This window comes from Pseudomonas sp. UV AK001 (assembly GCF_046097675.1).
Classification (GTDB): domain Bacteria; phylum Pseudomonadota; class Gammaproteobacteria; order Pseudomonadales; family Pseudomonadaceae; genus Aquipseudomonas; species Aquipseudomonas kribbensis.
The window spans coordinates 178613-190998 of the sequence record NZ_JBJUVZ010000007.1; the positions used below are offsets into that span (position 1 = coordinate 178613).

At 60.9% G+C, this 12386-nt stretch carries 10 protein-coding genes; 5 read left to right on the top strand and 5 right to left on the bottom strand.

The features are described 5' to 3' along the window. Positions 1-4: 4 nt before the first annotated feature. From pheA to mtnA, 4 genes are all read right to left on the bottom strand, one after another. Positions 5-1099: a prephenate dehydratase gene (pheA, locus tag ACKLNA_RS19820; RefSeq protein WP_007950913.1), complete on the bottom strand. Its 1095-nt coding sequence runs from the start codon at positions 1097-1099 to the stop codon at positions 5-7. Further along, positions 1099-2184 (bottom strand): 3-phosphoserine/phosphohydroxythreonine transaminase, encoded by a 1086-nt coding sequence (gene serC / locus ACKLNA_RS19825; protein ID WP_248740162.1) that lies wholly within the window; start codon positions 2182-2184, stop codon positions 1099-1101. Before serC ends, pheA begins: the two co-directional genes overlap by 1 nt. Positions 2185-2248: 64 nt before the next feature. Further along, positions 2249-5032 carry a DNA gyrase subunit A gene (gyrA, locus tag ACKLNA_RS19830; protein ID WP_114884663.1) on the bottom strand — a complete coding sequence of 928 codons (2784 nt, stop codon included), beginning with the start codon at positions 5030-5032 and terminating at the stop codon, positions 2249-2251. 424 nt (positions 5033-5456) lie between these two features. Beyond that, positions 5457-6533, bottom strand: a complete 1077-nt coding sequence (gene mtnA, locus ACKLNA_RS19835; protein WP_408986836.1) for an S-methyl-5-thioribose-1-phosphate isomerase — start codon at positions 6531-6533, stop codon at positions 5457-5459. A gap of 108 nt (positions 6534-6641) precedes the next feature. On the opposite strand from mtnA, the gene ACKLNA_RS19840 reads away from it, so the two are divergent. From ACKLNA_RS19840 to ACKLNA_RS19860, 5 genes are all read left to right on the top strand, one after another. Further along, complete coding sequence (locus ACKLNA_RS19840) at positions 6642-7976, top strand: TRZ/ATZ family hydrolase (RefSeq protein WP_408986837.1); 1335 nt, start codon at positions 6642-6644, stop codon at positions 7974-7976. A 57-nt stretch (positions 7977-8033) separates the two neighbouring features. After that, positions 8034-8732 (top strand): bifunctional 2-polyprenyl-6-hydroxyphenol methylase/3-demethylubiquinol 3-O-methyltransferase UbiG, encoded by a 699-nt coding sequence (gene ubiG / locus ACKLNA_RS19845; protein WP_007950906.1) that lies wholly within the window; start codon positions 8034-8036, stop codon positions 8730-8732. A gap of 4 nt (positions 8733-8736) precedes the next feature. After that, complete coding sequence (gene mupP / locus ACKLNA_RS19850) at positions 8737-9408, top strand: N-acetylmuramic acid 6-phosphate phosphatase MupP (protein WP_134827711.1); 672 nt, start codon at positions 8737-8739, stop codon at positions 9406-9408. A 67-nt stretch (positions 9409-9475) separates the two neighbouring features. Next, positions 9476-10216, top strand: coding sequence for a YciK family oxidoreductase (locus tag ACKLNA_RS19855; protein WP_408986838.1), 741 nt, complete (start codon positions 9476-9478; stop codon positions 10214-10216). A 363-nt stretch (positions 10217-10579) separates the two neighbouring features. Further along, the gene (locus tag ACKLNA_RS19860) at positions 10580-11506 is read left to right on the top strand and encodes a GGDEF domain-containing protein (protein ID WP_408986839.1); all 927 of its coding nucleotides are present in this window, start codon (positions 10580-10582) and stop codon (positions 11504-11506) included. A 62-nt stretch (positions 11507-11568) separates the two neighbouring features. Here ACKLNA_RS19860 and ACKLNA_RS19865 read toward each other — a convergent pair whose 3' ends face one another. Next, positions 11569-12330, bottom strand: a complete 762-nt coding sequence (locus ACKLNA_RS19865; RefSeq protein ID WP_408986840.1) for a TenA family transcriptional regulator — start codon at positions 12328-12330, stop codon at positions 11569-11571. Positions 12331-12386 lie beyond the last annotated feature (56 nt).

A 12386-nucleotide genomic window follows, 5' to 3' on the forward strand; every position in this document is an offset into this window, starting at 1 on the left:
CCCCTTAGAGAACTGCTTTCGGGTAGGAACCCAGCACCTTGAGTGCTACTGCTTCCTGACTGATCTTTTCCAGTACACCTTTGATCAGCGGATCACGGTGATGGCCGACGAAGTCGATGAAGAACACGTAGGTCCATTTACCGCTGCGCGACGGACGGGTTTCGATCCGGGTCAGGTCGATCCCGTTGTCATGGAACGGCACCAGCAGCTCATGGAGCGCGCCGGGCTTGTTGCTCATGGACACGATGATCGACGTCTTGTCGTCGCCGGTCGGCGGAACTTCCTGGTTACCGATCATCAGGAAGCGCGTGGAGTTGTCCGGACGATCCTCGATCTTCTCGGCCAGACGGGTCAGGCCATACAGTCCGGCCGCCATGTCACCGGCGATCGCTGCCGAATTCCACTCACCCTTGACCCGCTTGGCCGCCTCGGCGTTGCTGGACACCGCCACGCGCTCGACATTCGGATAATGGGCGTCCAGCCACTTGCGGCACTGGGCCAGCGACTGGGCGTGGGAATAGATGCGGCTGATGCTGTCGGTCTTGGTGTTTTCACCGACCAGCAGATGATGGTGAATCCGCAGCTCGACTTCGCCACAGATAACCATGTCGTGCTCAAGGAAGCTGTCGAGGGTGTGGTTGACCGCGCCTTCAGTGGAGTTCTCCACCGGCACCACGCCAAAATTCACCGCACCGGCCGCCACTTCACGGAACACTTCATCGATCGCCGCCATCGGTTTGCTGATCACCGCGTGACCGAAGTGCTTCATGGCCGCCGCCTGGGTGAAGGTGCCTTCCGGACCGAGATAAGCCACTTTCAGCGGGTTCTCGAGGGCGAGGCACGAAGACATGATTTCGCGGAACAGCCGCGCCATCTCTTCGTTACCCAATGGCCCCTTGTTGCGTTCCATCACGCGCTTGAGGACCTGCGCTTCACGCTCGGGACGATAGAACACCGGCTGCTCGCCTTCGGCCAGACTGGCCATCTTGACCCGGGCAACCTCTTCGGCGCAGCGAGCGCGATCACTGATCAGCTGGAGGATCTTCTCATCAAGGTTGTCGATGCGAACGCGCAGCGCCTTGAGTTCCTGCTCGGACATCAGGAATGCTCCTTCTCGAACTCAGCCATGTAGCCAACCAGCGCTTCAACCGCCTCCAGGCCCAGAGCGTTGTAGATCGAGGCACGCATGCCGCCGACCGAACGATGGCCCTTGAGGTTGAGCAGGCCACGGGCGTCGGCGCCAGCCAGGAAAGCCTTGTCCAGACGCTCGTCAGCCAGACGGAACGGCACGTTCATCCAGGAGCGGGCGTTGACGCTGATCGGGTTGGTGTAGAAGTCGCTGTTGTCGATGAAGCCATACAGGCGGTCTTTTTTCGCCTTGTTGCGCTGCTCCATCGCGGCGACACCGCCCTGCTCCTTCAGCCACTCGAAAACGAGGCCCGAGAGGTACCAGGAATAGGTGGCCGGGGTGTTGTACATCGAACCGTTGTCGGCCGAGATCTTGTAGTCGAGCATGGTCGGGCACGAACTGCGGGCACGGCCCAACAGGTCTTCACGGACGATCACTACGACCAGACCGCTCGGGCCGATGTTCTTCTGCGCGCCGGCGTAGATCAGGCCGTACTGCGACACATCGATCGGACGCGAGAGGATATCGGAGGACATGTCGACCACCAGCGGAACGTCACCGGCCTCGGGAACCCAGTCGAACTGCAGGCCGCCGATGGTTTCGTTGGACGCATAGTGCAGATAGGACGCACCCGGGGTCAGCTTCCATTCGTTCTGACCAGGAATGGCCAGGTAGTCATAAGGCTTGGCGCTGGCAGCAACGTTGATGTTGCCGAAACGACGCGCTTCCTCGATGGCTTTTTTCGACCAGATGCCGGTCTCGACATAGTCGGCAGTGCCGTTCTCGGGCAGCAGGTTCAGCGGAATCTCGGCGAACTGCTGGCTTGCGCCGCCCTGCAGGAACAACACTTTGTAGTTGGAGGGGATGGACAGCAGATCGCGCAGGTCCTGTTCGGCTTTTTCGGCGATGGCCACGTAGTCGTCGCTACGATGGCTCATTTCCATGACCGACAGACCCTTGCCGTGCCAGTCGAGCATCTCGGACTGGGCACGCAACAGGACAGCTTCAGGCAGCGCAGCGGGACCTGCGCAGAAGTTAAAGGCTCGTTTGCTCACATCCACTCTCGCTATGCAATCACGGTAGCGGACAGAGCAAACACTCTGCCCTGCTACGATTTGGTTAGTCTTGCGACTCTTCTTCGTCTGCGGCGTCCGCCTGCAGGTTGTCGACCGCATCGTCCGGTTCGGCGCCGATCACGCCCTCTTCCAGCTCGACACCTTCTTCACCTTCAAACTCTTCACCCTCGACTTCCGACGGCTCCTGGACCCGCTCCAGACCGACCAGGGTTTCATCCTTGGCCAGCTTGATCAGGGTCACGCCCTGGGTGTTACGACCCAGGCTGGAGACTTCGTCGACACGGGTACGCACCAGCGTGCCCTGATCGGAAATCAGCATGATTTCTTCACCGTCCTGCACCTGAACCGCACCGACCAGACGGCCGTTACGCTCGTTGCTGACCATGGCGATAACGCCCTGGCCGCCACGCTTGTATTCAGGGAACTCGGTGATCGCCGTGCGCTTGCCGTAGCCACGCTCGGAAGCCGTCAGGATCTGGCTGCCCTCTTCCGGGATCAGCATGGAAATCAGTTTCTGCCCTTCCGGCAGACGCATGCCACGCACACCGCGAGCAGTACGGCCCATGGCGCGGACTTCGGATTCCTTGAAGCGAGTCACCTTGCCGCCGTCGGAGAACAGCATGATTTCCTGCTCGCCATCGGTGATGGCAGCGGAGATCAGGATGTCGCCCTCGTCCAGCTCCAGCGCGATCAGACCGACGCTGCGCTGACGACTGAAGGCCACCAGCGGGGTCTTCTTGACGGTACCGTTGGCGGTCGACATGAAGATGAACGGTGCCTTCTTGCGGTCGGCAGCCTTGATGCGCGCGCGGCGCTCTTCTTCGGTTTCGTTGCTGTTTTCGATGTCTTCTACATCTGCCTCGGCGCCTTCGGCTTCTTCTTCATCGGCCTGACGCTTCATGGCTTCGAGATCGACCGGCAGCATGGTGGTGATGTATTCACCGTCGTCCAGCGGCAGCAGGTTGACCAGCGGACGACCACGGGCAGCGCGGGACGCTTCCGGAATTTCGTAGGTCTTGAGCCAGTACACCTTGCCCTTGCTGGAGAACAGCAGCAGTGTGGTGTGACTGTTGGCGACCAGCAGGTGAGCGATGTAGTCCTCATCCTTCACGCCGGTGGCCGACTTGCCTTTACCGCCACGACGCTGGGCCTGGTACGCAGCCAGCGGCTGGGTCTTGGCATAACCGCCGTGGGAGATGGTCACGACGCGCTCTTCTTCCGGGATCATGTCGCCCAGGGTCAGGTCGAGGCGCGCATCGAGAATCTCGGTGCGGCGCACGTCGCCGTATTCGGCGCGGATCACTTCCAGCTCTTCGCGGATCACTTCCATCAGGCGCGTGGCGCTGTTGAGGATGCGGATCAGCTCGCCGATCTGGTTGAGGATCTCTTGATACTCGGCCAGCAGCTTTTCGTGCTCCAGGCCGGTCAGGCGGTGCAGACGCAGTTCCAGAATGGCTTGCGCCTGTTCAGGCGACAGGAAGTACTTGCCGTCGCGCAGACCGTATTGCGGATCGAGGTTTTCCGGACGGCACGAATCGGCACCGGCGCGCTCGACCATGGTCATCACTGCACTGGATTCCCACGGCGTGCTGACCAGTGCTTCTTTCGCTTCCGACGGGGTCGGCGAGGCCTTGATCAGCGCGATCACCGGGTCGATGTTCGACAGGGCGACAGCCTGGCCTTCGAGGATATGGCCACGCTCGCGGGCCTTGCGCAGTTCGAATACGGTACGGCGGGTAACCACTTCACGACGGTGACGGACGAAGGCTTCCAGCAGATCCTTGAGGTTCAGGATCCGCGGACGGCCGTCGATCAGTGCCACGATGTTGATGCCGAATACCGACTGCAGCTGGGTCTGGGCGTAGAGGTTGTTGAGGATCACCTCAGGCACTTCGCCGCGACGCAGCTCGATCACGACGCGCATACCGTCCTTGTCGGACTCGTCGCGCAGTTCGGTGATACCTTCGAGTTTTTTCTCTTTTACCAGCTCGGCGATCTTCTCGATCAGACGCGCCTTGTTCAGCTGGTAAGGCAGTTCGGTGATGACGATCTGCTGACGGCCACCGACCTTGTCGATGTCTTCGATGATCGAGCGGGCGCGCATGTAAATGCGACCACGGCCGGTGCGGTAGGCTTCGATGATGCCGGCGCGACCGTTGATGATCGCAGCGGTCGGGAAGTCCGGACCGGGGATGTATTGCATCAGTTCATCGACGGTCAGCTCGGGGTTGTCGATGAGCGCCAGGCAACCGTCGATGACTTCACCGAGGTTGTGCGGCGGAATGTTGGTCGCCATGCCCACGGCGATACCGCTGGAACCGTTGACCAGCAGGTTCGGCACGCGGGTCGGCATGACCGCCGGGATCAGTTCGGTGCCGTCGTAGTTCGGCACCCAGTCCACGGTTTCCTTGTGCAGGTCGGCCAGCAGCTCGTGCGCCAGCTTGGTCATGCGCACTTCGGTGTATCGCATGGCTGCGGCGTTGTCGCCGTCCACCGAACCGAAGTTGCCCTGACCGTCCACCAGCAGGTAGCGCAGCGAGAATGGCTGCGCCATACGAACGATGGTGTCGTACACCGCGGTATCACCGTGCGGGTGATACTTACCGATCACGTCACCGACGACACGGGCAGATTTCTTGTACGGCTTGTTGAAGTCGTTGCCCAGCTCGCTCATCGCGAACAGCACGCGACGGTGCACGGGCTTCAAGCCATCGCGCGCATCCGGCAGTGCACGGCCGACGATCACGCTCATCGCGTAATCGAGATAGGACTGTTTCAGCTCGTCTTCGATATTGACCGGGAGGATTTCTTTGGCCAGTTCGCCCATGAGAAGCCTGATTCCTTTTTCTGGTGAAACTTCGCCATATCCATAGGGGACGCACGAAGCTCGTCGATGCAGGCCGAGTGCCATGCGCCGACTTACGACAAATCGACAAGTTGACCCTGGATTTGCGCAGTGAAGACAACCCCGTGGGACTGCCTCGGAAAACGCCGGATGTTATCACAAGAGCCGCCACGCACCTATCCCCCAGATGCGCATGGAGCATAGTTAGATGACCGATGACAGGCTTAACGGGGACGAGAGAGGCTCAGAGCTTCTCCGAATGCAAATTTCGAGACGAAATTGCGGATGTTTATTGACTTTCAAGGCCCCATCGCGAGCAGGCTCGCTACCACAAGGTTCTGTGGCGATCACAAAACCTGTGGGAGCGAGCCTGCTCGCGAAGAGGACAACGCGAACATCAAGCCAATCAATGCAAGCGCTTGCGGCACATCAACTGCGCCATCTTCGCGGTGTCCGGGCGCTCGACGATGCCTTTTTCGGTGACGATCGCATCGATCAGGTCCGCCGGTGTCACGTCGAACACCGGGTTGAACGCCTCCACGTCTGCCCCGACACGCTTGCCGCCGACTTCCAGCAATTCGGCACCGTCGCGCTCTTCGATCGGGATGTCATCACCGCTGGCCAGATTCATGTCGATGGTCGAACTCGGCGCCACCACCATGAAGCGCACGCCGTGGTGCATGGCGTTGACCGCCAGCTGATAGGTGCCGATCTTGTTCGCTACGTCACCGTTGGCGGTGATCCGGTCGGCACCTACGATCACCCAGGTCACGCCCTTGGTTTTCATGATGTGCGCAGCGGCGGAGTCAGCGTTGAGTGTCACCGGAATGCCTTCGTTGGCCAGTTCCCATGCGGTCAGGCGCGAGCCTTGCAGCCACGGACGGGTTTCGTCGGCGTAGACACGCTCGACCATGCCCTCGATAAACGCGGCGCGGATCACCCCGAGCGCCGTGCCGAAACCGCCGGTGGCCAGGGCACCGGTATTGCAGTGGGTCAGAATCGCCTGTGCGTTGCCCTGATGTTTGCGGATCAGGTCGACGCCGAGCTGGGCCATGGTCAGATTGGCTTCGCGATCACTTTCATGAATGGCAATGGCCTCGGCTTCGAGCGCCTCCAGCGGATCGGCGTTGTCCTTCAGGCGATCCAGCCGGTCGTGCATGCGGTTCAATGCCCAGAACAGGTTGACCGCCGTCGGACGGGAATCGGCCAGCAACATGAAATCCTCTTCCAGCGCGGCATACCATTCGCCACCTTCGGCAATCCGGGCACGAGCCGCCAACACGATGCCATACGCCGCACTGATGCCGATGGCCGGCGCACCGCGCACCACCATCGAGCGAATCGCTTCGGCCACGCCGGCGGCGCTGGTGTAGGCGATCCAGTTTTCCTCGAACGGCAAAACGCGCTGATCCAGCAGGTGGAGCGCGCCATCACGCCAATCGATGGCCTTCACTTTCTCCGCAGCCAACAGTCGATCGCGCATCCCTCACCCCGCACTCATGAACAAAAGCCGCCGATTATAGCGATCCCCCCGCGAAGACGCTCGGGTATACTTCGCCATCCTTTACAAAAGCACTGGAACCGACCCTCGATGCCGAAACCTGCCATTGCGCTCGACTTATTATTGCTGCCGACCTGGCTGGTACCCGTCGAACCCGCAGGCGTTGTGCTCAAGGAGCATGGCCTGGGCATCCGCGACGGTCGCATCGTGTTCATCGGCCCGCGCGCCGAAGCCTTGAAGTGTAACGCCGCCGAAGTCCGCGAATTGCCGGACGTTCTGCTCGCCCCCGGCCTGATCAATGCTCACGGCCATGCCGCCATGACCCTGTTCCGCGGCCTCGCCGACGATCTGCCATTGATGACCTGGCTGGAAAACCATATCTGGCCGGCCGAGGGCAAATGGGTCGATGAAGATTTCGTGCGTGACGGCACCGACCTGGCCATCGCCGAGCAGATAAAAGGTGGCATCACCTGTTTTTCGGACATGTATTTCTTCCCGAAGGTTGCCAGCGAGCGCGTGCACAACAGCGGAATCCGTGCGCAGATCGCCATTCCGATCCTCGATTTCCCGATTCCGGGCGCCGCCAGCGCCGATGAAGCCATTCGTCAGGGTGTCGAACTGTTCGGCGACCTGAAGCATCATGAACGCATCAAGATCACTTTCGGCCCTCATGCACCCTACACCGTCGGCGATGAGAACCTGGAAAAAATCCGCGTGATCGCCGAAGAGCTGGACGCCTCGATCCACATGCACGTCCACGAAACCGCCTTCGAAGTGCAGCAAGCGGTCGAACAGCACGGCGAACGCCCGCTGGCCCGCCTCGGCCGACTGGGCCTGCTCGGCCCGCGCTTCCAGGCCGTGCACATGACGCAGATCAGCGATGATGACCTGGCGTTGCTGGTAGAAAGCAACACCAGCGTGATCCACTGCCCGGAGTCGAACCTGAAACTGGCCAGCGGCTTCTGCCCCGTTGAGCGCTTGTGGCAGGCCGGGGTCAACGTGGCGGTCGGCACCGATGGCGCGGCGAGCAACAATGATCTGGACCTGCTGGGTGAAACCCGCACCGCTGCGCTGCTGGCCAAAGCTGTCGCCGGTTCCGCCACCGCGCTGGACGCCCACCGGGCGCTGCGCATGGCGACGCTGAACGGCGCGCGGGCCTTGGGGATCGAAGCCGAGACCGGCTCCCTGGAACTCGGCAAGGCTGCGGACATTGTCGCATTCGATCTGTCCGGCCTGGCCCAGCAACCGGTCTATGACCCGGTCTCGCAACTTATTTACGCCACCGGCCGGGACTGCGTGAAACACCTGTGGGTCGCCGGCAAGCAGCTGCTCGACGACCGCCGACTGACGCGCCTGGACGAACAACAGCTCGGCGAAACCGCCCGGGCCTGGGGCCGACGCATCAGCGGTCACACCGAATCGTAAACACCCCGGCTCAAACTCCGGGGCTACAGCCTTTTTCAAGTTTTAGAGGATTGAATCATGAGCAACGTCGACCACGCCGAAATCGCCAAATTCGAAGCCCTGGCCCATCGCTGGTGGGACCGCGAAAGCGAGTTCAAACCGCTGCACGACATCAACCCGCTGCGGGTCAACTGGATTGACGAGCGCGTCAACCTGGCCGGCAAGAAGGTCCTCGACGTCGGTTGCGGCGGTGGCATCCTCAGCGAAGCCATGGCCCAGCGCGGCGCGACCGTGACCGGCATCGACATGGGCGAAGCGCCGCTGGCGGTCGCGCAACTGCATCAGCTGGAATCCGGCGTGAACGTCGAGTACCGGCAGATCACCGCCGAAGCCCTGGCCGAAGAAATGCCCGAGCAGTTCGACGTCGTCACCTGCCTGGAAATGCTCGAACACGTACCGGATCCATCCTCGGTGATCCGCGCCTGCTTCCGCATGGTCAAGCCTGGCGGCCAGGTGTTCTTCTCCACCATCAACCGCAACCCGAAGGCGTACCTGTTCGCTATCGTCGGCGCCGAATACATCATGAAGCTGCTGCCGCGCGGCACCCACGACTTCAAGAAATTCATCCGCCCGTCCGAACTCGGCGCCTGGAGCCGCATGGCCGGCCTGACCGTCAAGGACATCATCGGCCTGACCTACAACCCGCTGACCAAGCACTACAAGCTGGCGGCGGACGTGGACGTCAACTACATGATCCAGACCCTGCGCGAGGAGTAAGCCGATGGCCATCAGAGCAGTCCTTTTCGACATGGACGGCACTCTGCTCGACACCGCGCCGGACTTCATCGCGATTTGTCAGGCGATGCGCGCGGATCGCGGTTTGCCGCCAATGAACGACAAACACATTCGCGACGAAATCTCCGGCGGCGCCAAGGCCATGGTCGCGGTGACGTTCTCGATGGATCCGGAGTCGCCGGGCTTCGAGGAATTGCGCCTGGAGTTCCTCGAGCGCTACCTCGCCGGCTGCGCCGTACACAGCAAGCTGTTCGACGGCATGGGCGAATTGCTGGCCGACATCGAGAAAGCCAACCTCATCTGGGGCGTGGTGACCAACAAGCCGCTGCGCTTCGCCGAGCCGATCATGCAGCAACTGGGGCTGGCCGAACGCTCGGCCCTGCTGATCTGCCCGGATCACGTGAAAAACAGCAAACCGGATCCCGAGATGCTGGAGCTAGCCTGCAAGATGCTTGATCTGGATCCGTCGACCGTTCTGTTTGTCGGCGATGATCTGCGCGATATCGAATCCGGCCGTGACGCGGGCACCAAGACTGCCGCCGTGACCTATGGCTACATTCACCCGGACGACAATCCGCGACACTGGGGCGCGGACGTGGTGGTGGATCATCCGCAGGAGTTGCGCAAGGTGATCGATAACGCTCTGTGCAGTTGCTGATTCGGGCCCGCTCCATTCCCATGCCGGTCGTGGGAACGATCAGAAGTTAATGGATTAGAGGTTTTTTATGTTTGATTACTCCGCTCGCCCCGAATTGCTCAAGGATCGGGTCATTCTGGTCACCGGTGCCGGGCGCGGCATCGGCGCCGCCGCCGCGAAAACCTACGCGGCCCACGGCGCGACCGTGCTGCTGCTGGGCAAGACCGAAGCCAACCTGACCCAGGTCTACGACGAGATCGAAGCGGCCGGACATCCGCAGCCGGCGGTGATCCCGTTCAACCTCGAAACCGCCCTGCCCCATCAATACGATGAGCTGGCGGCGATGATCGAATCCGAATTCGGCCATCTCGACGGCCTGCTGCACAACGCCTCGATCATTGGTCCGCGTACGCCGATCGAGCAGTTGTCCGGTGAAAACTTCATGCGCGTCATGCAGGTCAACATCAACGCGATGTTCATGCTGACCAGCACCCTGCTGCCGCTGCTCAAACTGTCGCAGGACGCCTCGGTGGTGTTCACCTCCAGCAGCGTCGGGCGCAAGGGCCGTGCTTACTGGGGCGCCTATGGCGTGTCGAAGTTCGCCACTGAAGGCCTGATGCAGACTCTGGCCGACGAAGTCGACGGCGTGGCACCGGTACGCTCCAACAGCATCAACCCGGGCGGCACCCGCACCAGCATGCGCGCCCAGGCGTATCCGGGGGAAAACCCGCTGAACAACCCGACGCCGGAAGAGATCATGCCGGTCTATCTGTACCTGATGGGTCCGGACAGCACAGGCATCAACGGCCAGGCATTCAACGCCCAGTAATGCCATACGTCGCTTTTGTTGCCGCGGCGGATTCCCGTCGCGGCATACATTTGCCGCTTTGCGCAGACCCTTTTCAGTCAAATTACCACCACTCAATTTCAAGCTATAAATTCAACTCTTTGATTCACAAAGGTTTTAATAAAACCTGAACTGAGTGGCACGACTTTCGCTCTACATTCCCTCAAAGCACGCCGAGTGAAGGCAGTCGGGCAAGGCCTGATTTCGATAGCTGACTAATCGTCATCGGGCAGACTAAACTTGTGCCAAATGTCCTACGGGACTGATGGATCAGTATGACGCGCAGCCCATAGCCGCTCTCACCCAGCCTGTAAGACAGACTTACTGCTTAGGGGCTCACGCCATATGAAATCACCCTCCCAGACCACTGCAATTGACTTCGACAGTGCCAAATTGCAACGCCTGGGCTTTGGTCAGCTGCCTCCGCTGCTGCAGCGACCTGTCAGCCTGGCGCAATTGCGCCAGCAAATGAGCCTGCAACTGCAAACCAGCCTTGAGCCTCAACGCATCCTGGGTCTGTTTTTCCGCGAAGTTCAGCGCCTGGTACCGCTCGATGCCTTGAGCTATGTGCACAACGGCAGTGACCTGCGCCTGGAGTTCGGTGCCCGCGGTCATCACTCGGCCAGCTACAGCCTCAGCCACGATGGCGAGCACATGGGCGAGTTGGTGTTCCGCCGCAACCAGCGCTTCAGCGAGCAGGAACTGGGCAATCTGGAATCGCTCCTGTCGTCCCTGCTGTACCCGATGCGCAACGCACTGCTCTACCGCGTTGCGACGCAGACCGCCCTGCGCGATCCATTGACCGGCGCCGGCAACCGCATCGCCATGGAGCAGACCCTGCAGCGGGAAATCGAGATGTCCCGTCGCCACCTGCAACCGCTGTCACTGCTGATGCTGGACATCGATCATTTCAAGCAGGTCAACGACAGCCATGGTCACACGGCCGGCGATGAAGTGCTCAAAGCTGTCGCAGCCTCGATCAAGGATCAGTTGCGCAACGTCGACATGGTGTTTCGTTATGGCGGGGAAGAGTTTTTGATTCTGCTGTCCAACACCAGCCGCGAAGCCGCCGCGATGGTCGGCGAACGCCTGCGGTATGCAGCACAGGCCCAGGACTATTACGCCGATGGCCAGTTGATCGAACTGACCGTGAGCCTTGGCTGCTCGACCCTGCTGCCGGGCGAGTCCGCCGACAGCCTGCTGCGCCGGGCCGACAGCGCGTTGTACGTGGCCAAGCGCGAGGGGCGCAATCGCCTGACAATGGCCGGCTGAACTGACTCTGCCAAACAAGAACGGGAGCACATGGGCTCCCGTTTTTCATTGAGGTCGTCGTACTAGCTCTCGACCAGCGCCCGCCGCTCGCGCCCGACCAGCACCCGCTCCGTAAGCTCCAGCTGCATGCAGCGCTCAAGGAACAGGTACATGTAGTCGTAGCTCTTGCATACAGCCTGGCGCAGCTCGGTCTGCAAGGCTTTGCTCGGGTTCATGCCGGCCAGGGTGCAGATGATTTCCAGCGCCTCCCAGGGGTGGGCGTCATCGTACTGGGCATGCATCTTCAGCCACTTCATCGCCCGCTTGCGATCCTCTTCGGGGAACGCGGCGGCATACACACCTGTCGAACAGACCAGCGCCGACCACTCCCCGGTCGCGCCTTCGATTGCATAGTTGGTAGCGGCAATGGCCACGATCAGCGAATCCGCCGAACTGGTGTGCCAGCACCAATGACTCAGGGCGTGCAACTCCGGCGGCACTTGCTGGGCCTGCAGGTCCTCCAGACTTACACCGTGGGCTCGACTCCAGTTCACCCAGTAATCGGCATGGTTGAGTTCGACGCGGATGTTGCGCATCAGCCAGCGCCGCGCCATGTCTTCCCCGGGGTGACGGGCGAATTTGGTTTTAGTGAGATTCTGCGCCATGTACAACGCAAACTGCTCAACGACGGGCCAGCCCCCGATCAGGTACTGGCGCATGGTCCTGGCGCTGAGCTTGTTATCACGCATGCGCAGGTAAAGTTCATGTTCGACAACCCGGCGTTTGCTCTCGCTGCAATCCTGGATCAACTGTTGTGCCCAGGCAGGATAACTTGCAGCTTCCATGAGTGGTCCGGTTCGGTTGAATGTGTCGATCACTGTTCGGCTCCTTTTGATTTGTG